This window comes from Paenibacillus sp. FSL P2-0173, assembly GCF_038008045.1.
Lineage (GTDB): Bacteria > Bacillota > Bacilli > Paenibacillales > Paenibacillaceae > Paenibacillus > Paenibacillus polymyxa_B.
In genome coordinates this window covers 125,554-147,200 of the sequence record NZ_JBBOYK010000005.1, presented here as the reverse complement: position 1 = coordinate 147,200, position 21,647 = coordinate 125,554, and the positions used below count along the sequence as shown (strand labels likewise).

The 21,647-nt window shown below is 46.8% G+C and carries 19 protein-coding genes; 6 read left to right on the top strand and 13 right to left on the bottom strand.

The window, feature by feature from the left end:
- Positions 1–195: 195 nt before the first annotated feature.
- From ppdK to MKX30_RS23760, 3 genes are all read right to left on the bottom strand, one after another.
- A complete protein-coding gene (ppdK, locus tag MKX30_RS23770; protein ID WP_053324425.1) occupies positions 196–2,868 on the bottom strand; it encodes a pyruvate, phosphate dikinase in 2,673 nt (890 codons plus the stop codon).
- Between the two features lie 271 nt (positions 2,869–3,139).
- Positions 3,140–3,697 carry a GNAT family N-acetyltransferase gene (locus tag MKX30_RS23765; protein WP_053324424.1) on the bottom strand — a complete coding sequence of 186 codons (558 nt, stop codon included), beginning with the start codon at positions 3,695–3,697 and terminating at the stop codon, positions 3,140–3,142.
- Positions 3,698–3,832: 135 nt separating this feature from the next.
- Positions 3,833–4,861, bottom strand: coding sequence for an iron ABC transporter permease (locus tag MKX30_RS23760; RefSeq protein WP_068938346.1), 1,029 nt, complete (start codon positions 4,859–4,861; stop codon positions 3,833–3,835).
- Positions 4,862–4,979: 118 nt separating this feature from the next.
- Here MKX30_RS23760 and MKX30_RS23755 point away from each other — a divergent pair, with 118 nt between their 5' ends.
- Positions 4,980–5,855: a hypothetical protein gene (locus MKX30_RS23755; RefSeq protein WP_231517208.1), complete on the top strand. Its 876-nt coding sequence runs from the start codon at positions 4,980–4,982 to the stop codon at positions 5,853–5,855.
- The gene (locus MKX30_RS23750) at positions 5,848–6,462 is read left to right on the top strand and encodes a hypothetical protein (protein ID WP_068938347.1); all 615 of its coding nucleotides are present in this window, start codon (positions 5,848–5,850) and stop codon (positions 6,460–6,462) included. The genes MKX30_RS23755 and MKX30_RS23750 overlap by 8 nt, the downstream gene beginning before the upstream one ends.
- Positions 6,463–6,532: 70 nt before the next feature.
- On the opposite strand, the gene MKX30_RS23745 is transcribed toward MKX30_RS23750, so the two are convergent.
- The 9 genes from MKX30_RS23745 to MKX30_RS23705 all read right to left on the bottom strand — a co-directional run bounded on the left by MKX30_RS23745 (position 6,533) and on the right by MKX30_RS23705 (position 16,253).
- Positions 6,533–6,988, bottom strand: a complete 456-nt coding sequence (locus MKX30_RS23745; RefSeq protein WP_076265107.1) for a hypothetical protein — start codon at positions 6,986–6,988, stop codon at positions 6,533–6,535.
- 49 nt (positions 6,989–7,037) lie between these two features.
- The gene (locus MKX30_RS23740) at positions 7,038–8,000 is read right to left on the bottom strand and encodes an ABC transporter ATP-binding protein (RefSeq protein WP_316243178.1); all 963 of its coding nucleotides are present in this window, start codon (positions 7,998–8,000) and stop codon (positions 7,038–7,040) included.
- Positions 7,993–9,030: an ABC transporter ATP-binding protein gene (locus tag MKX30_RS23735; protein WP_053324419.1), complete on the bottom strand. Its 1,038-nt coding sequence runs from the start codon at positions 9,028–9,030 to the stop codon at positions 7,993–7,995. The genes MKX30_RS23740 and MKX30_RS23735 overlap by 8 nt, the downstream gene beginning before the upstream one ends.
- Positions 9,031–9,088: 58 nt before the next feature.
- A complete protein-coding gene (locus tag MKX30_RS23730) occupies positions 9,089–9,934 on the bottom strand; it encodes an ABC transporter permease (protein WP_013308329.1) in 846 nt (281 codons plus the stop codon).
- Positions 9,935–9,938: 4 nt separating this feature from the next.
- Positions 9,939–10,889, bottom strand: a complete 951-nt coding sequence (locus MKX30_RS23725; protein ID WP_023986565.1) for an ABC transporter permease — start codon at positions 10,887–10,889, stop codon at positions 9,939–9,941.
- A gap of 72 nt (positions 10,890–10,961) precedes the next feature.
- On the bottom strand, positions 10,962–12,581 hold the full coding sequence (locus MKX30_RS23720) for an ABC transporter substrate-binding protein (protein WP_023986564.1): 1,620 nt from the start codon (positions 12,579–12,581) through the stop codon (positions 10,962–10,964).
- A gap of 156 nt (positions 12,582–12,737) precedes the next feature.
- On the bottom strand, positions 12,738–13,100 hold the full coding sequence (locus MKX30_RS23715) for a DUF1304 domain-containing protein (RefSeq protein ID WP_023986563.1): 363 nt from the start codon (positions 13,098–13,100) through the stop codon (positions 12,738–12,740).
- A 130-nt stretch (positions 13,101–13,230) separates the two neighbouring features.
- Entirely contained in the window at positions 13,231–14,742 is a 1,512-nt protein-coding gene (locus MKX30_RS23710) for a methyl-accepting chemotaxis protein (protein ID WP_341063636.1), read from the bottom strand.
- A 257-nt stretch (positions 14,743–14,999) separates the two neighbouring features.
- Positions 15,000–16,253: a cation:dicarboxylate symporter family transporter gene (locus tag MKX30_RS23705; RefSeq protein ID WP_023986561.1), complete on the bottom strand. Its 1,254-nt coding sequence runs from the start codon at positions 16,251–16,253 to the stop codon at positions 15,000–15,002.
- 211 nt (positions 16,254–16,464) lie between these two features.
- On the opposite strand from MKX30_RS23705, the gene MKX30_RS23700 reads away from it, so the two are divergent.
- Together MKX30_RS23700 and MKX30_RS23695 are read left to right on the top strand one after the other, a co-directional pair.
- On the top strand, positions 16,465–17,769 hold the full coding sequence (locus tag MKX30_RS23700) for a sensor histidine kinase (RefSeq protein ID WP_264454286.1): 1,305 nt from the start codon (positions 16,465–16,467) through the stop codon (positions 17,767–17,769).
- 5 nt (positions 17,770–17,774) lie between these two features.
- Positions 17,775–18,704, top strand: a complete 930-nt coding sequence (locus MKX30_RS23695; protein ID WP_023986559.1) for a response regulator — start codon at positions 17,775–17,777, stop codon at positions 18,702–18,704.
- A 203-nt stretch (positions 18,705–18,907) separates the two neighbouring features.
- Here the strand turns inward: MKX30_RS23695 and MKX30_RS23690 are convergent, their stop codons facing one another.
- Positions 18,908–19,411, bottom strand: coding sequence for a MarR family transcriptional regulator (locus MKX30_RS23690; RefSeq protein WP_076265112.1), 504 nt, complete (start codon positions 19,409–19,411; stop codon positions 18,908–18,910).
- A 319-nt stretch (positions 19,412–19,730) separates the two neighbouring features.
- On the opposite strand from MKX30_RS23690, the gene MKX30_RS23685 reads away from it, so the two are divergent.
- Together MKX30_RS23685 and MKX30_RS23680 are read left to right on the top strand one after the other, a co-directional pair.
- Positions 19,731–20,228 carry a DinB family protein gene (locus MKX30_RS23685; RefSeq protein ID WP_023986557.1) on the top strand — a complete coding sequence of 166 codons (498 nt, stop codon included), beginning with the start codon at positions 19,731–19,733 and terminating at the stop codon, positions 20,226–20,228.
- Positions 20,229–20,431: 203 nt separating this feature from the next.
- Positions 20,432–21,631 carry an MFS transporter gene (locus MKX30_RS23680; protein WP_341063635.1) on the top strand — a complete coding sequence of 400 codons (1,200 nt, stop codon included), beginning with the start codon at positions 20,432–20,434 and terminating at the stop codon, positions 21,629–21,631.
- Positions 21,632–21,647 lie beyond the last annotated feature (16 nt).

The window sequence follows — 21,647 nt, the reverse complement described above, 5'->3', positions numbered from 1 at the left end:
CTTGGTTGTATGTCTTCTTTTTTTGAAACGCTTACAAAACTTTCCCTATCATCATATGTAGGAGGGCGAGACACGATATCCCCATTTTCATTTCTATATAAAATTTATTGTTCTCGACGAGATCTGCATATCAATGTTGCTGTAAAACGAACAAGGCAGCCTTTGAAGCAAGGCTGCCTTGAATATGCTAATAAGCTACAAAGCGGACAACGATCCCTCAGGTTGCTCCGCTCTGACAAGCAAAGCTGCTTGGGCAGCGGCAATGCGGGCAAATGGCACCCGGTACGGTGAGCAACTGACATAGTCCAGTCCGCTGCGGTGACAAAAGAGAATAGACTCACTATCCCCGCCATGCTCGCCGCAGATACCTGTCTCCAGAAAAGGCTTTTTTGCCCTGCCTTTGACAACAGCCCATTCGATCAGCTTGCCTACGCCATCCTGATCCAACACCTGAAAAGGGTTCGTTTCCAGTATGTTTTTTTCCATATAGGAGCCGAGGAATTTACCTTCAGCATCATCTCGACTGTAACCAAAGGTCATTTGCGTCAGATCATTGGTTCCAAAGGAGAAAAAATCCGCGTACTGGGCCACGCTATCTGCCAGCAGGGCTGCTCTTGGAACCTCAATCATGGTGCCCACCCGATACTTGAACCACTTAAATTCCTCGCTAAGCACCTGAACGGCTACCTTATCAACCAGTTCCCTCATTTGCTTGAGTTCATTGGAGTGACCGACCAGCGGAATCATAATCCCCGGTCTCACATCCACGCCCCTGCGTAGTGCCGCTTCCGCGGCCTTAAAGATCGCTTCAATCTGCATGTCGTATATCTCTGGAAACAGAATGCCCAGCCGAACACCGCGCAGACCCAGCATAGGGTTAATTTCCCGTAGTTCATGAACCTTGGAGATAGTGCTTTTAAGACGCTGGAGCTCCTCCGCATGGCCGCCGGAAAGCACAAGCTCCCGATGTCGCTCCTGAAGCTGTTCCAGATTCGGCAGGAACTCATGTAACGGCGGGTCCAGCAGGCGAATCGTCATCGGTAAACCGTCCATCGCACTGAACATAGCCTCAAAGTCAAATTGTTGCATTTGGAGCAGACGATTCAAATGAAGAATCCGCTCCTCCTGATCATCGGCCAAAATCATCGCCTGAACGATAGGTAGACGATTGCCAGAGAAAAACATATGCTCCGTCCGACATAGCCCGATGCCTTCGGCTCCAAATTCACGGGCTTTGACTGCGTCGAGTGGCGTATCCGCATTAGTGTAGACCTTTAACGTCCGAATGCCGTCCGCAATCTCCAGCAGCTTCAGTAACTCCGGTGTAATAACCGGCTCATTGAGCGACAGACTGCCTTGGTACACCTGTCCGGTGGTCGAATCGAGTGAAATATCCTCCCCTTCCTGAAAGGTCAGGGTACCGATACTGACGCTCCGACTGCTCAGATCAATGCTCAGCGCGTCACAGCCGCAAATGCAGGGTTTACCCATGCCCCTTGCAACCACAGCAGCATGGCTGGTCATCCCACCTCGACTCGTCAGCACCCCTTCGGCGGCAATGATTCCGTGAACATCATCGGGTGAGGTCTCCACACTGACCAGGATGACTTTTTGCCCATCCTTCGTCCAGTTCACTGCCGTATCCGCGTCGAATACAATACGCCCACTCGCTGCGCCAGGCGAGGCTGGCAAACCTTGGGTAATTGCCTCCAGCGGTGTGGAAGTATCAATGGAGCGATGCAGCAGCTGGTCCATGTGGGACGGTTCGATCCGCTGGATAGCCTCCTCTTTGCTGATAATCCCTTCCTCCACCAGATCCACAGCTATTTTTACAGCCGCCTGCGCCGTTCTTTTGCCGCTGCGCGTCTGTAGCAGATACAAATTGCCTTTTTCAATCGTAAATTCGATATCCTGCATATCCCGGTAATGACACTCCAGCAATGAGGCCAGCTCTTCCAGACGATCATAGACTAGCGGCAGCTCTTCCAAAAGTTGTGGAATAGGGTTAGGCGTTCTTATTCCTGCCACGACGTCCTCTCCCTGAGCATTTACCATATACTCACCGTACAGTTCCTTCACACCTGTGGAGGGATTGCGAGTGAAGAGCACTCCGGTTCCGCTATCGTTGCCGAGATTGCCAAACACCATGGCCTGAATGCTCACTGCTGTTCCTTGTTCATCTGGAATGCCGAAAGCCTTCCGGTAAACCTTGGCACGCATATTGTTCCAACTGCGGAATACAGCCTCCACCGCCAGTTGCAGTTGCTGATACACATCCTGTGGAAACGGCTGTCCACTCCGCTCTGCGACAAGATCTTTATAATTTGCGATCAGTTCCTTCCATTCTCCTGCGCTAACCTCTTGGTCACTGACACGCCCGTTGGTTTGCTTGCTCTGCTCCTGAAGCTGATTAAAATGGATGGAGTCTATCCCTAGCACGACCTCGCCGAACATTTGAATAAATCTGCGGTAACAGTCATAGGCGAAGGTTTCATTTCTCGACTGTTCTGCCAATCCACGCACGGTTTCATCATTCAGACCCAGATTCAGAATCGTATCCATCATACCGGGCATTGAGGTTACCGAGCCTGAACGGACAGATACCAGCAAAGGCCGCTCCGTATCTCCGAATATAGCCGACTGCGCTTCCTCAATGTCGTGCAGGGCGATTACGATCTCCCCCAATAAGCCCTCCGGAAGCTTGCCGCCTGAAGCAAAGTAGGCTCGGCACGCCTCGGTGGTCACCGTGAAGCCGGGAGGGATCGGGAGACCCAGTGTCGTCATTTCCGCGAGATTAGCGCCTTTTCCTCCTAGTAGCGCTTTCATCCCCAACTTACCTTCGTTAAATGAGTACACTCTTTTCAGCATTAAATTCATTCCCTCCACTTATCGAGATACATGCCTGAATTAATCTATATGTCTATTTAAAGTTGTAACACAAATCAGGAGGAAACTTCAATATATATGACGTAATATATACCTATAACATTCATTTATGATGTTTTAATCAATGAATAAACTTATTTATAAAACACTTTAATTCGGAATTAGACGTATATCGGGATAGAATGACACGACTTAAAAAAACAAAAAGGACATCTATTTAGACGTCCCTTTGCTCAGCTCAGATTTTATTTTTCTACATCTCTGTTAGCATCTTTTCAAAAATATTATAGCCGTTCGTTTCGCCTATATACGTATAACCGCATTGTGTGTAAAACTCGCTAAGCTTGTCATTGCCCGCAATACAGTCTAAACGGATTCGATCCTTGCCTGTGAAGTGGATGCCTTGTCCAATCCATTGCATCAGCTCACGGCCTAGCCCTTTCCCAGTGCTATCGCGATCCACAACCAAACGATGCAGATATACTGAGGTTCCTCCTTCAGAATCCGTTTCGTCTAGTCCCCACAACTTACGGTCCCATGCACTGGGCTGCTGCTGCAAGATCACTGCGCCTGCCAGGCTATGATCCTCTGATGCTCGGAAAATAACCACTTCTCCGCGTGCAATAGCGCCGCCCAAGTTGTGATCATCTTTTCCTTTTAGTAAGCGTCCCCATTGTGTGGAGCCTTTGCTGTGCAGCCATCTGGCCGTCTTTAAAATTAACTCCTGAACCTCAGCCTGATCTTCAGTGCTTGCCTGAAAAGCCATTAATTCTGGTGTGACGGATGATTTGACAATAGTCATTGATGTCATGCTGCACCTCAACTCTCAAATTTTCCTTATGTATAAAATATAGCATAAAAAATGAGCGTCTGATGATCTGGCAGAGCACCTATGATAACAGTCCAGTAATCTGGGACAAGTTTTCTCGTTCAAAATCTACTGCTTTCAAGCAGGGAGCTTCTTTTTCCATTCTATCCATACCATAAAGATCAAAAAGGGTATGCCGATACAGGCCAGCACCGGGGTTACGGGAAACCCAACAGGCTCGTTGATTTTAGCGGAAATGACTTTGGCTAGCATCAACAGACCTCCCCCCCAAAAGACGGAGCCCAAAATGAGAAGCCGTGGACGGTTTCCGATCATACAACGCATGAAATAAGGCACAATAAGTCCTATATATCCGATGGTACCACATGCCCATACAGTAACGGCGGTCAACACAATCGCGAAGGGAATGTATAGCGGACTAAGCTGCTTGGGGAATGCAAAGACAGAGCACACAACGAGAATTGTAAGCAATGCAAGCCAAAACGTGAATGATCCTTCTCTTATTCCCCAACCTCCCTGAGAGATTGCCCACTCTTGCTGATATTCTCCATATTCTCCAAGTAACACAATAAATCCCGACGCTGAACGAAGGACAACATCAATAATGAAACCAATCATGAATAAATGAACTCCCGCAGACCTTCCTCGAATGAAACGGACTTTATTCAATGTAAATACAATGAATCCCCCAAATACCGCTCCTGCAATACAAAGAGCCATACTACCAAAAGAGTCTATGTCCATCCCAAGTAAAAGGACAACACATAGCCCTACCATTGCCCCAGGCATAAGTCCGGTTAAGGTTGGTGATGCAAATCGATTAGCTGTTCGTAATTGTAAAAGAGTTCCTGAAACGGCCAGACATCCCCCAAGCAACAACATATCCAATGCAAATGGCATACGAGTATGGTATACAACTTCCACAAGCATAGGATTGGGATTTGAAGAAAACAACACTTCCAATACCTCTGCATAGCTGATAGGAAATATACCTGTGATTAGCGACAGAAACAAACCAAGGATCAATAAAATAAATCCTGCAACCAAGGTCAAAACAATTCTTTGTGGACGTGATGGAGCTGCGTTCGGTTCAGCAGCAATCGTCCCACCTCCACGTTCACCCACATGTATTTCTTGTTCACTCATCAGATTTAAAAGATCCCCTTTCCTCATTTACCATAAAATATGAATATCACTATACTCTTATCGGTCATTTATGGTGAAAAATGTAACCTTTCTAATCATTTTAACCGATGATATCCGTATGAGAAAAGATGGAAAGGTTGTGAATGAGGTGCCAAGCCGTAATCCATATCTCCTCAAAAAGATATTTGGCATAAACAAAGAACGTATACTCATCTTCGCGCTGCTGCTGATCCCGGCTATCGCTGCCTTTATTGGAACACGGCCTATGCCTGCACAGTATATTTTGCAAGGAGAAATGCATCCGGTCAAAGATCTTGGCGTTCAGGGAAGCGTGTTTTTTGCGTCTGTTCAAACGGGTATTGCTAACAATCTCCTGGAGCGTTGGAATGTATATTCCAGTGAAAATGTATCCGGGGGAGCGATTACATTTGAACCCCTTGCCCCTGATGAAGTGGACTCTTATTTGAAGGACCTCACAGAGACGGACACGCTAAAATATTCTGCCATGCAAGCCGTACATGCAGCGACGGAATTAAGCGTAGACAGCGACACAGCTGAGGCTACGGCGACGTTCTCGAATCTTAGCAAATTGGAGGATGCTCGCTATGCGGAGCTATTGACTCATTTGCAGGATCTTTCGGGAAATTCCTTGGGTCTGATGACAGGCATCGGACTGTATGAGGAAGCCAATAACATCGACTTTTCAGATGGCGGACGTCACAAAATCGCAGGCTCTGGCACGATGGAAGAATACGGAGATGTCGGATCGGTCGGTGGACTGGAGCAAAAGCTGCTGGGAGCCGAGGCTGCAAAGGTTGATCTATTTTTCGTACCGGCAGATTATGAATGGTACGGTGAGGAAGGCAACGAAGCAGAAGCTGCCCGAGTCCAAAAGGAGCATGGACTCAAGCTACGCATTATCCCCGTAGAAACACTGGAGGATGCTATCGTGTATTTGAAGCAACTAGACTGGGAGGAAGTACATCTTGAATGATTCAGATTCCAAAGCATTCCCGTCCAAGACAGCTGGCAGTGTACATCAAGCCTTACTAGCAGTGGGCACTATGGGTGAATTTCTCATCCTTATTTTTACGTTAGTGTATATTTACGCAAATGATTTTTATTACGATCATCTATACGAGCTGGAGCAAAAATTTACAGTTTTTAGCTTTGTTTTATACTACATGTGTTTTGTAACCTATCTGATCTGGCTAGTTCAAGTACATAAAGCCATCCGGCAAAAGCATTCCGATTATCCGATTCGTACCGTGGGAGCCATTGCTCGCATGATTCCTTTTATTAACTTGTGGGGATTCTCCAATACATTCACCCATATTTATAGGTACTTTGCGCTCCACCCCGAATTGGAGCGCAAAGCCCGTTATATTCAAAAGATGATTGTTCCGCTATATTTTGTCTGGTTTGGTGAAGGGATTATTAACCGGATTCTTATCTTACATTTTTCCCATATGGAGTCGATGTCCATGTTGCTGGGAGCTATCATGCAAACCACCAGAATGGCCTTCTTTTACTGCATGACACGGGTCATTCACAATAGTCTGGTCATGCTGAATAAAAAAGATGAAGAAGGATTGCATTAAAAAAACGAGCTGACCTCCACGGTCAGCTCGTTTCAATTTCCGGTAAAGTGCGTTACTCCATAAACAATATTTAATTCGTCTGTGCAGCAGGTACAATTCGGTATAATCCTGAAGTCTCGCCAGCCGCGGGACGTAATTCCTGGATGAACCATCCTAACGACAGCACTCCCTCCAGCCGATCATACTCAGCCTTCGTCAGTTCGGATGTAACAGCTTCGCTTCCTTCCTCCAGTGACAGCTCAGGCTCCCGCCCGAACGCAACGGCAATCCACGAACGGATGCCCCGGATCGTATTGTACTTGATCTGATATCCGTCCGTTACCGCGCTGACAAACACTTCCGGCTCTTTGGACGCCAGCCCGGTGACAAGCTCTGTATAATCAAAATCGGATGGTCCGTCCGTTGGCAGCTCATTTTGCTGCACCCGACGGATTAATTCGTCTTGGGACCAGCCTAAAGAGCGTAATGATTCCAGCAAGAGTGCGTCCCATTGGGAAATACGTACTCTTTTCGTCAATTCAGTCATCGTTTTTTACCTCCTTTGGGTCATGCACATCGTACAACCGCTCTTAACCCTAACGGTTAACCGGGTATGCTACATAATGGCCGGGACTGATTTCTCTCAGCTCGGTTGCATTGTTGTTATCCTTGTCCCATACTAATGAGCCGTCTGGTTGGGCCAAGCCCCCCTCCAGTCCCTCCCGCTCTCCGACTGCTCTCGGATCAGGCACAGGGATGGAGGACAGCAGCGCCTGCGTATAAGGGTGAGCGGGCTGCTCATACAACTCATCTGCATCAGCTACTTCTACCAGTCGCCCATGGTACATCACACCGATTCGGTCTGAAATATGCCGCACCATCGACAAGTCATGGGCGATGAACAGGTACGTCAGCCCGAACTCCTGCTGGAGATCCTCCAGCGTGTTAATGACCTGCGCCTGGATGGACACATCCAGTGCCGAAATCGGCTCGTCACAGACGATGAACTCGGGGTTCACGGAGAGAGCACGAGCGATGGAAATCCGCTGGCGCTGCCCGCCGCTGAACTCGTGCGAGTAGCGATACAGATGCTCCCGCTTCAGCCCTACCTTTTCAAGCAAAGCCACTACAGCATCCTTACGCTCACTCCCCTGATGCAATCTGTGAATATCCATCGGCTCACCGATCAGGTCAAGCACGTTCATACCCGGATTAAGAGAGGAATATGGGTCCTGAAAAATGCTCTGAATGCGCCGACGCAGCGGCTTGAGCTGTTTGTCGTTCAGCTTGGAAATATCCTGACCGTCAAAGCGTACCGTACCTTCTGTATAATCGTATAACCTTGTCAGACAGCGTCCAACCGTTGATTTCCCACTACCTGACTCACCGACCAGTCCGAACGTCTCACCACGCTTGATTTGAAAGCTCACGCCATCCACCGCCTTGAGCACCTCAGAGCTACGCCCTAACAAATCCTTTGCGGTCACAAAATGCTTCTTAAGCTGGTGTACCTCTACCAAGGGCTGATGCTCACCCAATACATCGTTTGCTTCACTCACCGTTATTCCCCCCTTCCGCTTGCCCCGCTTCGGGCGTCTCGTAGACTCCAGCAGGCACTGCGTCCGGCTCGTTCAACCAGCAGGCTGCTCGCTGATCCGGGCGCAGCTCCACCATCGGCGGCCGCTCCACACAGCGGGCAAACGCATGCGGGCACCGTTCCATGAACGGACAGCCCGATGGCGGGTTCAGCAGGTCTGGCGGCGTGCCCTCAATCGGCACCAGCCGCTCGCGGAAGCCGTTCGTGCGCTGGGGCACAGAACGCAGCAGGCCCTGCGTATACGGGTGGCCCGGACGATAAAAGATATCGTCCACGCGCCCCTCCTCCATCACCATACCGCCGTACATGACGATGACACGGCTACACACCTGGGCGACGACGCCCAGGTCATGGGTGATCAGAGCAATCGACATGTCGGATTGCTGCTTCAGCGTCTTGAGCAGCTCCAAGATTTGCGCCTGAATCGTCACGTCCAGCGCTGTAGTCGGCTCATCTGCAATCAGCAGCTCCGGGCTGCACGAGAGCGCCATGGCAATCATCACCCGCTGGCGCATCCCGCCACTGAATTGATGCGGGTATTGGTTCATTCGGCGCTCCGGCTCGGTAATGCCTACTTGTCGCAGCAGTTCTACAGCTGCTTGCGTAGCCGCTTCCTTGCTCAGTCCTCGATGTCTGCGGATCACCTCAACCAGGTGATAGCCAACCTTTTTGACCGGATTCAGTGAGGTCATCGGGTCCTGAAAGACCATCGCAATCTGGTTTCCGCGTATTTTGCGCCATTGCTTTTCCGTCAGGGCGGTCAGACTTTGTCCCCGATAACGGATATCGCCGTTCAGCCGCTTGCCCGGCGGGGCGATCATCGACATGATCGCTTTCGCTGTAACACTTTTGCCGCTGCCGGATTCTCCTACGATTCCTACCGTTTCTCCAGCATCAATATGAAAACTAACCCCTCGAACTGCCTGATTTTCCCCTTCACGAGTGAAAAAGGAGACCTCCAGCTGTTCGACGGACAGTAGATGTTCCGTCATTGTGTTTCGCTCCTTCCTGTCGCTCCTGGAGCCATTTGTAATGGATCTGTGCTATGAATCATCGTTTTACTAATTTGGGTTCAAAGCCTACACGCAACACATCTCCCAAAACATTAAAGCTCAACACAGTCAGTAAAATAAGTAGACCCGGGAATAATGCCATATATGGGGCCTGTGCAATATATCCTTGGGCATTATTCAGCATACTGCCCCACGTAGCGTTCGGTAGCTGAACACCAAAGCCGAGGAAGCTCAGTGACGATTCCATCATAATCGCTGAAGCGATATTGTTCGTCGCCCCTACGATAATTACCGGAATCAGATTCGGTACGATGTGCTTCATAATAATACCAAACGTACTTTGTCCCGAAGCTTTGGCGTATAGTACATACTCCCGTTCGCGCAACGTCATTGTCTCTGCACGAACCACCCGGGCAATGTTCATCCACATGAGCAGGGCGATAATAACAATGATATTGCCGACGCCCGGCTTCAAAAACACACTCAGCAGCAAAATAACCAAGAAAGACGGAATCGACATGATCAGCTCCAAAACCCGCATAAGCAGATTGTCGATCCATCCTCCAAAATATCCGCTCACAATACCTACCACTGCACCGATACTGGTCGCAATAATCATGGACGCAAAACCTACCAGCAATGATACACGTCCACCGTACAGTGCTCTTGTAAAATAGTCCCGCCCATAATCATCCGTCCCAAACCAGTGTGCCGCTCCCGGCGGTTGGAGACGCTCCAGCACGTTCAACTTATTCGGGTCCTGCGGCGATAAAAATGCGAAAATCGCCCCCAGCGAGAATACGATCAATAGTATGAGGGCGACGGCGCCCATTTTGCTCGTCATCAGCTCGATCCCGATGTTGCGCCATTTGCTCCGATTCATGAATTCACCTCGTTGATTTAATTCTCGGGTCCGCAATGCTGTATAAGATATCTGCAAGCAGATTACCCAGGATCAGCAGCAGAGCGGAAAATAAAGTAATCCCCATGATGACGGGATAATCCATTCCTTTTACCGCCGTCATGCCCAGCGAGCCAATGCCCGGCCAGGAAAATACCGTCTCCGTCACAATGGCTCCAGCCACCAGGTCCGCAACCGACATTCCGAGCAGCGTAATGATGGGCAGCAGCACATGCTTGAGCACATGTCGAAACAAAACCAGTCTTTTTCCAGACCCAAACGCGTATTGAATCTGCACATACTCTTCCTTGAGCTGCGTAATCGTGCTGGAACGGATGTACCTCACATACACAGACAGAAAGCCGAAGGCCAGTACAAAACATGGTAAAATTCCATGCTTAATCACATCCAGCACCGAATCCGTACCGATGGTACGCATCCCTGTACTCGGAAGCCAGTGCAGATAAATCGCAAATAAATAAATAAGTAAAATACCGAGCCAAAACAGCGGAACAGAAATCCCGATGTACGACATCAGATTAATGAGCTTGTCGATCCAGCGATTCCGATTAGCCGCAGCCGTCAAACCGAGTGGAATTGCAATCAGCACAGCCAGTATGATAGATGCGCCCATTAACCCGGCTGTAGCCGGTAGACGATCGAGAATCTGATCCAGCACAGGCTGGTGATTAATTAGCGAGTAGCCGAGATCACCCGTTAGGCTCTTTTTAAGCCATAATATGTACTGCACATAAGCGGGCTGGTCCAGCCCCAAGCTATGCCTCATTCGTTCAATGTCTTCCAGATGCATATTCGGTGTAACAAAAGAGAGAACCGGATCACCTGGAGCCAGCTTGATCAAGCCGAAGCAGACGATGGACACAAAAAATAGCATCGGTATAACTTGCAGCAACCTTCTGGCGATGAGTTGTCTCATACGTTTCCCTTCCCCTTGCTGTTTTCGAAAAAAATAAGCTGGTTAGCCCAGCTTATTTTTGAAAACCCTGTCTTATTTGTGATAAATTTTGGACAAATCCTCGAAAATCACGACCGGCTTCAACACAGCCTGATCAATACCGCCATACTGCTTGTCGAAGGCTACAATAGTCTTGGTGTAAGCAATCGGGTAGATGACAGCATCCTCAGCCAGCAGCTCCTGTACCTTTTTATAAATTTCTCCACGTTTAGTCGTATCCGACTCACCCGCGCCCTCTTCCAGCAGCTTATCCACTTCTTTATTTGAATAATGCGAATAATTGGAGGACGATCCGGTGCTATACAAAATACGATATGCATCAGGGTCATACCCCATGATATAGCCGCTGATCGCCAGATCGAAGTCCTTGGCATTCGTATCGACGAACTTTTGTGACCATGCTGAGGAATCCATGCTGTTCACGTCCAGCTGAACGCCTATGTCCTTTAACTTCTGCTGGATATAGAGCGCTTGTGCTTCCTGTACCTTGTTCCCGCCCGGAATGATAATGCGCAGCTTCAGTCCTTCAGCTCCAGCCGATTTCAGCAGCTCCTTCGCCTTGTTCACATCATTATTGAAAAATGCAACGTCGTTCGTGTGATACAGTACATCCTGTGTCAGAGCAGATTTCGCAGTATCTGCATAATCCTTGGAGCCATAGGAGACTTGAATCAATTCATCCTGATTCAATGCATAAGAAAGCGCCTGACGTACTTCTTTTTTGTTCAACTGCTTCGTATCACTGTTTTCATTAAACATCAGATAAGCCAAGCGACCTTCGCTGTAAGGGAAAATGTCAAACTTATCTGTTGCTTTAATGGTCTCTACATTTTGCGGATCGAGATAGTTTACATTGATCTCACCATTTTGAAGGGCCAAATTCGCAGCATTCGAATCTTTAACAATCCGGTATGTTACTGAATCCAGATGCGGCTTGCCGCCAACATAGTTATCGAACCGTTCGAGTGTAACGTACTCACCAGTTTTGTACTCTTTAAATTTGAAAGGACCTGATCCAATCGGAGAGTTGTTTTTCGTGCTTTTCTCAATATCCGCTTCATTCTCGAAAATGTGCTTCGGAATCGGGGATACCTGTACCAGTGCTGCCTCAAAAGCAGGAGCTGGCTGAGGAAGCTTAAAATCGACCGTTGTATCATCAACCTTGCTCGCCTGTACCGGTTTGCCATTAACCATAAAATTACTTCTCAAAAAGCTGTGCTGCTTCTCGTCCAAAATTTTGTTAATGGTGAAAACGACATCGTCAGCTGTCAGCTTCTCGCCATCATGCCAAGTCAGATCTTTTTTCAGTTTTAGTGTATAAGTCAGCTTGTCTGCTGAAGGAGTCAGACTGTCTGCCAAATAAAATGTCTTTTTGCCATTGTTCACTTGAAACAATGGTGCGAATATCGCCTGGTCTATCGTCAGACTTACCCGGTCACCCGCATAGTTCGGATTCAGCACCACCGGATCAGCTTGTACGCCAATGATCAGGCTGCCGCCATCTTTAGGCTGTCCGTTATCAGCTGTTGTGGTAGCTGTATCGGGCGTATTCCCATTCGTCTCAGACGTAGATCCAGAATTCCCGCCGGAGCATGCACTTACAACCAACATTAATACAATTAATACCAATACACCAGTCAAATTACGACGCATCGCTCTAGCCCCCGTGTCCTCTTAGTATGTAATAAATTTATTATAAATCGGAATAGTCGGATTTACAATCGGTCAAAAACTGTTTATTCCCCTTGTCATTAGCATTCCAGACATTATGTGATCGAATCTAGAAAAAAACACCCGGTAAGGGTGTCTTCAGAGTATCCACAAACTGATCAGTGCCAGGATGGCAGGCAGGCCTTGCTTTAATAAAATAGACTTATTAGCAGTTAATGCACCATACAACGCAGCCACTACCACACAAATGACAAAGAATAATTGGATTTGCCGCCCGATCACAGTATCCGGATAGAACAAGCCCCACACCAATCCGGCTGCCAAAAAGCCGTTGTACAGCCCCTGATTTGCAGCCAAGGATTTGCTTGCTTCCGCCAGCTCCTTCGAGGTGCCGAACGTACGCATCGCCCGCGGAGTCGTCCACAGAAACATTTCCAATATTAGAATGTACACATGCTCCAGAGCTACAATTCCGACCAATATTGAACTAAGTAAGCTCAAGTATATTCCTCTTTTCCACATAAAGTTACTATGAGGTGATTTTTAGATCTATTCTCGAAAAGTATAGTTCATCTTCCAAAAACAGTAAAGAGACCGAGCCTAAGGCCCGGCCTCATTTCTACATGAAGCCTTACATCGTTCTTGCAAAATCCAACAAAGATTTGGACATGCTGTTAATCTCGTCCGTAGATGCATTCACTTGCTGCGTTAGCGCGGCTTGTGTCTGTGTCAGCATAGACATATTACCGATATTGTGCAAAATCCGCTCGATGAGTGTCTTCATTTCGTCCAGACTGGTCTCGATATTTCCGGTTGCATCAGCACTGTGAATGGCAAGTTTTCTCACTTCATCTGCGACTACCGCAAAACCCCGCCCCTGCTCGCCCGCACGCGATGCCTCAATGGCAGCATTCAGACCCAGCAGATTTGTTTGATTCGCAATCTCTTTAATGAAGTTGGAAATGTTTTGGGTTTCTTCTGCACTGACTTTGGCTTGATTCGCTGCCTCTGTCGATTGCTCCTGAGCCGTTGCCAGCTCCTGCGCCTGGTTACTAACCGAGTTAACGCCGTTCACCATTTCCGTAATGGAATCGGAGAGATGCTGGATTTTGAGCGTAAGCTCATCCGCGACAGCCTGCTTCTCCTTTTCCACTGTGATATCACGAATGGTCCCGGCAATACGAATAGGCACTCCCTTGCTATCGCGTATGCTTCTTCCACTGTTTTGATACCAGCGATATTCACCATTTTTACTTTGCAAGCGACACACCATGTCATATGGCGTACGATCTGAATAGTCATTTAAATGATCAACTACAGCCTTAAACGCATGCTCGGCATCGTCAGGATGTATACGCGAACTCCAACTGCTTAGTACACTCGGGAAGTCCTGCTCATCCTTAAAGCCCAAGGTGTGGCGGAATTGCTGGGACCACCAAAATATATTATCCGGGTTCTCAATGTCTCCATCAGCCAGAATGACATCATATGGAGCTTCCACCAAAACACGATTGATGAGATCATATCTTGTAACTAGAGCCTGCAACTCCTCGGACTTAATCTTCTGGTCGTGCACATCCAATAGAGCACCCGCAATTCGAAGCGGCACTCCCTGCTGATCGCGGATCGTCGTTCCGGTAGCCCGGAACCAGCGGTATTCTCCATGCTTCAGCTTCAAACGATACTGTACGTCATAAGGCGTCTTTCCCGTAAAATCCAGCAAATGATCTGACAAAGCCGCCAATGACCTGTCATGATCTTCGGGGTGCAACCGGGATGCCCAGCTGTTTAATACATTGGGGAAGTCCTTTTCGCTCTGATACCCCAGCATAGCACGAAATTCTTCTGACCATGTGAACGTATTACTTGGATTGACGGGATCACCCGCAACTACCTCCATGTCCCATAAGCCAATCTCTATAGCCTTGGTAACAAGCTTCAGACGGATGTCAACATGTTGAGCATCCTTTTTCATGGACTCAAGCGCTTGGTTTACATTGTTTGCGATTTCTTGAACCTCGGAAGATTTGGTTGAAACTTGTATTGCGGCGGAATAATCCTTCTGCTGTATTCTTTGTGAAAGTTTGCGGCTTTCTTCTACTAAAGGAGCAAGTGAGTCGGTCTCATTTTTTTTAAAAAACATATATGCTCTTCCCTTCTAAGCCAATATATAAAACGATATAGTTTAATATCGGAATTTTATTAAGAATCATTATAAATAAATCTAAAATTGCATAGGTAATAAGAATCATTTTCATGTCCATATACCTATATATTCATACAAAAAACATCGAAAAATGTCGAAAAAGGAAAGGTCTTAATAAGTCTGGAAACGAAAAGAGCACCTTCGCAATACTTCACAAAGGTGCTCTTTCTGTCAACTATTCAGTTCGTCGCATCTTATTTAATTGAAGCAACGTATTCTTCGCCCTTTTCTTTATCATATTGGCCTTCCCATTTGGACATGACCACAGCGGCAAGCGAGTTGCCTAATACATTGACTACCGTACGCGCCATATCCAGAATGCGATCAATACCAGCGATAAAAGCCAAACCCTCCAGCGGGAGGTTCACTGCTCCAAGTGTAGCGAGCAAAACGACAAAGGAAGCACCTGGCACCCCTGCAATACCTTTGGATGAAATAATCAAAACTAGCACCAGCGTGATTTGTGTCGTGATTGGCAGGTCAATGCCGTACATTTGGGCAATGAAAATCGCAGCCAGTGCCTGATACAGGGTGGAACCGTCCAGATTAAAAGAATACCCAATCGGAATGACAAAGGAAGTAATTCCTTTAGGACATCCGAACTTCTCCATCTTCTCCATGATCTTAGGCAGAACACTTTCCGAACTGGCCGTCGAATATGCAAGCAACAGCTCACTTTTCAAAATTTTAATCATGGTCCAGAGTCGGGTACCGCAAAGCTTGGCAATTATTCCAAAAACAATCACAATGAACAGCGCCATGGAGCCGTACACCGACAAAACAAGCTTCAATAATGGCCATAACGAGGCCAATCCAAACTTGGCCACTGTCGTTCCAATCAGTGCGAATACTCCGAACGGAGCCAGGCGCATGACCTGATTGGTTACCCAGAACATGGCGTCGGCTACGCCTTCAAAGAAATTCAGCACGGGCTTGCCCTTGTCACCAATCGCCGCTACCCCTAGTCCAAACAGTACGGAGAAGAATATAATAGCCAGCATATCTCCCTCGCCCAGAGCTTGAATAATATTGGTAGGAACAATATGCACAATCGTATCTATAAAGCTATGGCCTGACTTCTCTGCAGTCTCCACATAGGAATGAATATCACTCTTGGCCAGGTGGGACATATCCACGCCGTCACCCGGTCGAACCAAGTTGGCAACAAGCAGTCCGAAAAGGATGGCGATTGTCGTTACAATCTCAAAGTACAGAATAGACTTGCCGCCAAGTTTACCTAGTTTTTTCATGTCTCCCACGCCGGCAACGCCGATAATGAGCGTCGAGATCACAATAGGCACGACAATCATCTTGATCAAGCGGATGAAAATATCGCCGATTGGCTTTAAGTAGACTTCCACCCCTGAATTGCCGTAAAATAAGGCACCAATAATAATACCTAAAGCCAGACCGATAAAGATTTGCATCGTCAAATTAATCTTTTTCACTTCGTGTCCCCCCTGGCTGATTTGTATATTTTTGCAGTATGCTGTTCTTAATATTCAAATGATGTTATTTATACTACAATCTGATCTATAAAAAACGACAATTATCTACAGCCACATTTATTTTTTTCTATAAATTCACAAACTTTAACGGCGAGCCTGTGAATTTAGCTCACATTGCCTTTCTGACTGAATACCCAGGAGGTGAATATGGATGAAGTTGAATACGCTCCTTTTCCTGCTCATGCTTGTATTTGTACCGCTCGCAGGTGAGCTGAATATTCACCCGTTCGCTAATACATTCCGTCTCAGCTTTGGTACGCCTGTATTTTTTTTCTTTCTGTTATCTATTCGTCATATTCCGCCTGCATTATCAGGAGTGCTTGCAGGGATAGCGGTAGTCGCCTTTCGCATCTTACTCAATCATTACACTCAGCCCGGTCTTCCCTTCGAAGAGTTGCTGACACTGCACGGCCCTACCTTTTTTTATTACATGGTCTACGGGCTGCTCTTCCAGGTCCTTAACATTAATGCTGAGCCTTACCGCGCGCTCCGCGTGGGCATCCTCTCTGTAGGGATTGAGGTTGCCGCAAGTGTGTCGGAACTTAGCGTCCGGTGGAGCATTGACGGCGATTTCTGGGACATCATTAAGATCAGCAAAGTAGCTTTCATGGCTATGATCCGCAGCTTCTTCGTGCTTGGGTTTTATAATATGATTCGGTTAAATCAATCGGTTCAGCATGAAGAGGCACAAAGGCAGCAGACAGAGCGAATTTTACTCCTTGTATCGGACTTGTATGAGGAGTCGGTCCAGTTAGGCAAAACACTATCACATGCAGAACAAATCACTCGTGAAAGCTACGAGCTGTACCGTGAGCTACAGCAGGATGAATCTCTGAAGGATAGAGAACATTACGCCAGACAGGCACTTCGTATTTCCGGACAGGTTCACGAGATTAAAAAAGACAGCCAGCGGATTTTTGCTGGTTTGTCCAAGCTGATTGATGCCGAAAGCGGAGTCCATTACATGGCTTCTCAAGAGCTTGGGGAGCTAATCATCCGAACGAACAGCAAATATGCCCAATCGCTGGACAAGTCTATTCGTTTTACCCTAGATGTCGATCCTTTGTTACCCAAGCTACATGTTTATACCGTTTTGACACTTATTAATAACCTGACAGCCAATGCGGTTGAAGCAATGAGGGACAACGGAAGGATTGACGTTTCCATTCGTTGTCTCCCGGGAAAAGAGGATATAGCCTCCTTTAGTGTTACCGACAACGGTCCGGGTATTCCTCAGCGGAAACGGGAAATGGTCTTCACACCGGGGTATACGACCAAGTATGATGAGGAAGGACAGCCGTCGACCGGTATGGGATTGTTTTATGTGCGTGAGGTCGCGGAGAGCCTTGAAGGAACGATTGAACTGCAACAGGATGAAGAAGAGAATACAGATAGATTACAGACCACTTTTAGAATTACATTGCCTTTACGGAAACTGACGGAGAAAGGAAGATAGCCCGGATGCGTTTTTATATTGTGGATGACGATCAGGGAATTCGTTCTATGCTGGCAGATATTATTGAAGACGAAGGTCTAGGGGAAGTCATCGGGGAAGCAGAGGATGGTACCTACGTGAATAGCGGCCTCCTGGAGTTGAACCGGATTGATGTATTGCTGATTGACCTGCTGATGCCGCTTCGTGACGGCATTCAGACCGTGCGTGCACTCGGCGATCAATTCAGCGGCAAAATCATTATGATTTCTCGCATCGAATCCAAAAACATGATCGGCGAGGCGTACTCGCTCGGTATTGAATATTATGTGGCCAAGCCTTTGAATCGACTGGAGATTATTGCAGTTATTCATAAGGTGGCTGAGCGTCTGCGCATGCAGCAATCGATTACGGATATCCAGCGCACGCTTCAAGGGTTGTCGATGTTCACATCGAATAACCCAACGGCAACAATTGAACCGACCCGAAACATCGTAACTTCCGGGCAGTTTCTGCTCTCTGAAATGGGGATGATCGGGGAAGCCGGGAGTATGGATCTACTGGACATGCTGGAATTTCTGGACCAGTATGAGGAGGAAACAGGCAATCTATCTCCCTATCTGTTCCCGCCGTTGAAGGATATATTTGCCAATGTGGCGTCCAAACGGTTGGGGGCTTCAGCCTCAGCAGTAGAGCTGAGTAAGGAAATCAAAGCATCGGAGCAACGTGTCCGCCGCGCTATTTTCCAGACGCTAAGCCATATAGTATCGCTCGGATTGACCGACTATACGCATCCTAAATTTGAAAATTATGCATCCAAATTTTTTGATTTTACAGAAATCCGCAAAAAAATGCTGGAGCTGCAAAACAATGTGGAGCCTTCACTGTCCCAAGCCCGCATTAATACGAAAAAGTTCGTACAGGTGCTCTATATGGAAGCAAAACGGCTATTACACTAAGCATTTTGCATAAATCCCAAGAGTATTCACAAATCAGCAATATATAGATCGGAACGGGTTAGTCCGTCTAAATATTGTACCTTCGAGCGTTGGGAATCGAATTATGCAAACTGCTGACATTAAAAGAAAAGCACCTGCATCTCCCCATGTATCTATTACTCGGAGATAAAACAGGTGCCCATCGTTGATGATTCGATATCCCTTTAGTCCAGACTCTTGTCCTGCCACTCCATAGTTTCCAAGAGATCTACACCATCGGACAGCAGACGTTTCAAGACATTCAGTTCTTCCGAGCTATAACGATTTAAAAATTCAAATAACTGCTGCTGTACCTTAACATGCAGTCGTTCATGCACAAGAAAGAGTCTTTTCCCCAACGGGGTTAACCGAAAATAAATTTCTTTCTTGTTGTCGTTAAGCTGGGTTCTGCGAATCCAGCCTTCCTTGATCAGCTTGGTGCTGACTTTCGAAACTGTACCCTTGCTCAGCTCAATTCGATCCGCTAATGTCGTAACATTAATCGGCTCATGCCTCCCGATACAGTCAATGACGTGCACATCCGTCAGATTGAGCGAAGCAATTCCATCAAAATGCTCGTGGATTTCTTCGAGAATAGTCATGCTCTCTCTCTGCTGATGCTGCTCCAGCTGGTGATTCATCTTAATGAGCAAATCATAAACATGCTGAACTGATGTCGCTTTCTCCATACGAACAAATGGTCACTCCTTTGGCATACTCCTCCTTTCATTATAGCCCATTTTTGTTTCATAGAAAACAATATATGTATACGAAAAGCTCCCCTTTAACATTTCCGTATATATACAAAATATATCTAGTGTAGATACTTTGTTTCCCTTGAAACAATTTTATTTTAGTGAAATTGAGAATGATTATCAACCCTTTTTTAAAAGTTATTTCTGTTTCACTCCAAACTAAGTAGGTATTTTCATTTTGAAAAATATAATTGTATAATCGTAAAATGAGAATAAGCTAGAAACAAGTTCTCCATAGAAGGGATGATGATACATGTCGGATGCAAACCAATTATTCGGTCAAGCACTGGTTAAATCACTGGTCGGGGAACGTGGACATATTCGAGTAGCTCGGGCTTTACCAGACATCGACGTCGAGCTGGCAGGGAAGAAAAATGCAGAAATGCCTTACAGCATTTACCAACTGCTGAAGCATATGATTTACTGGCAGCAATTTATGTTGGAGCATTTGGAAGGACGGAAGCCCCAGCTTCCGGGGAATGTCATGGAAAGCTGGCCCGAAGAGACTGGACCGCAAAGCGAAGAGGCATGGCAGGCTGTTATTAATGAATTTTTACAGGGCGTGGATCAGGCTGTGCAGATTGCCGAAACCGCGCAACTGGATGATTCACTAGCTCATTTCCCAGGTGAAACGAAAGCAGGACTTCTGCGGAATATCGCTTCCCACAATTCATATCATTTGGGTGAAATCGTACTGCTACGCCGGATTTATGGAGCTTGGCCACCACCAGGAGGCGGCTTTCCCGCTTAAGGCAACACCACGCTCTAATCAAGATTTCCCCCATCCGCTGCTTCATACCTCCATCATTGCATTGGGATTTAGGCACCACGAGGAACTCGCTTGCGTACCCTATATGGGAACCCGCTAACTCGACCTGAAGCCGTTTATCCGTAATCAGGTGCAATCCGAATAACGGTTCCCATGATGCAAGATCAAAGAGAGGTTTCGAGGTTATGGTGAGACACTTATATTTAAATCGTAATATCGCCTGTATGATCGTGATCAGCCTTATTGCTAACATGAGTGGGAGTATGATCCTTCCACTCTTTGCTATTTATGTAGAGCAATTCGGGATATCTACACTCGGCATGAGTATTTTATTTTCTCTGTTTTATGTGGGAAGATTTCTTGGTGGAGGCATGGCAGGACGAATTTATGAAAAGATTGGCGCAAAACGCTTGGGGTTGAGCCTACTCATTGCCGAAATCGCTTGTATGCTCCTGTTTCCGATTGCAACAAGCTTCATCATTCTATCCATACTGAGACTCCTCCAAGGCTTGGTAGCTATAGGGCTAACCGTCTTTGTAAGAGTCACGATCAACCATATGAGCACCGCAGAGAATCGAGGCACGCTCAATGGATATATCAGCAGCAGTGAAGGTGCCGGTATGATTTTAGGGCCTCTTATGAGTGGAGCTATTGTTTCTTATTTTTCTTTATCCATTCCGTTTTATTTCGTTGCTATTTTTGCATGTATATCCTTCTTTGCCGTTTCAAGAATGACTTTCGCTAATTCTCCCCTAAAGCCACAGCAACAACATTCCCCCCTTCAAAAACCGCATAGAAGAACCACATTAACAAAACAGTTGTTGCTTTATTCTACCGTTCATTTTCTTGAAATGAGTGCATTCGCTATATTTTTAACGTACTTCTCTGTATATGCAACCTACAAGCTCCATTGGAGTCCCGCAGAAATTAGCTTAGCTTTTACAATTATCGGCATATCAACCTTCATATCAGCACCCTTTATTGGCAAAATATCTGATCTACTTAAGGATCGCTTGATGCTTTGTATCATCGGTCTATTGTTGATCATGGTGGAAATCATCTTATTTCTTTGGTTCACAGAACCATGGATCGTATACTTAGCGATGTTCATCGGAGGTATAGGAGGAGCCAGCTATCTGGATTCCTTTTACTCGCAACTAGGGGATGTTATTCCTGAGGAAAATAGAAGCTCATTTATCGGCAACGTCGTATCTTTGTCCGAATTGGGGGCCATTGTGTCTCCGATCATCGCAGGTGCACTCATGGAACGGTTTAGCATCAACACTCCCTTTTACTACAATTTGATTTTGGTGTTGATCGCTATAGTTATCCAATATGTCATTCGATTTAAGTCGAAATCTATAAGAAAAAGGCCAATTGCATAAGCAACTGGCCTCCTTT

Excerpts from the sequence above, each read along its gene's own strand:
- MKX30_RS23765 (WP_053324424.1), bottom strand. The coding sequence starts at position 3,697 with ATGACATCAATGACTATTGTCAAATCATCCGTCACACCAGAATTAATG.
- MKX30_RS23710 (WP_341063636.1), bottom strand. The coding sequence starts at position 14,742 with ATGTTTTTTAAAAAAAATGAGACCGACTCACTTGCTCCTTTAGTAGAA.
- MKX30_RS23685 (WP_023986557.1), top strand. The coding sequence starts at position 19,731 with ATGTCGGATGCAAACCAATTATTCGGTCAAGCACTGGTTAAATCACTG.
- MKX30_RS23730 (WP_013308329.1), bottom strand. The coding sequence starts at position 9,934 with ATGAATCGGAGCAAATGGCGCAACATCGGGATCGAGCTGATGACGAGC.
- MKX30_RS23735 (WP_053324419.1), bottom strand. The coding sequence starts at position 9,030 with ATGACGGAACATCTACTGTCCGTCGAACAGCTGGAGGTCTCCTTTTTC.
- MKX30_RS23695 (WP_023986559.1), top strand. The coding sequence starts at position 17,775 with ATGCGTTTTTATATTGTGGATGACGATCAGGGAATTCGTTCTATGCTG.
- ppdK (WP_053324425.1), bottom strand. The coding sequence starts at position 2,868 with ATGCTGAAAAGAGTGTACTCATTTAACGAAGGTAAGTTGGGGATGAAA.
- MKX30_RS23725 (WP_023986565.1), bottom strand. The coding sequence starts at position 10,889 with ATGAGACAACTCATCGCCAGAAGGTTGCTGCAAGTTATACCGATGCTA.
- MKX30_RS23690 (WP_076265112.1), bottom strand. The coding sequence starts at position 19,411 with ATGGAGAAAGCGACATCAGTTCAGCATGTTTATGATTTGCTCATTAAG.
- MKX30_RS23760 (WP_068938346.1), bottom strand. The coding sequence starts at position 4,861 with ATGAGTGAACAAGAAATACATGTGGGTGAACGTGGAGGTGGGACGATT.
- MKX30_RS23755 (WP_231517208.1), top strand. The coding sequence starts at position 4,980 with ATGAGAAAAGATGGAAAGGTTGTGAATGAGGTGCCAAGCCGTAATCCA.
- MKX30_RS23745 (WP_076265107.1), bottom strand. The coding sequence starts at position 6,988 with ATGACTGAATTGACGAAAAGAGTACGTATTTCCCAATGGGACGCACTC.
- MKX30_RS23720 (WP_023986564.1), bottom strand. The coding sequence starts at position 12,581 with ATGCGTCGTAATTTGACTGGTGTATTGGTATTAATTGTATTAATGTTG.
- MKX30_RS23700 (WP_264454286.1), top strand. The coding sequence starts at position 16,465 with ATGAAGTTGAATACGCTCCTTTTCCTGCTCATGCTTGTATTTGTACCG.
- MKX30_RS23680 (WP_341063635.1), top strand. The coding sequence starts at position 20,432 with ATGGTGAGACACTTATATTTAAATCGTAATATCGCCTGTATGATCGTG.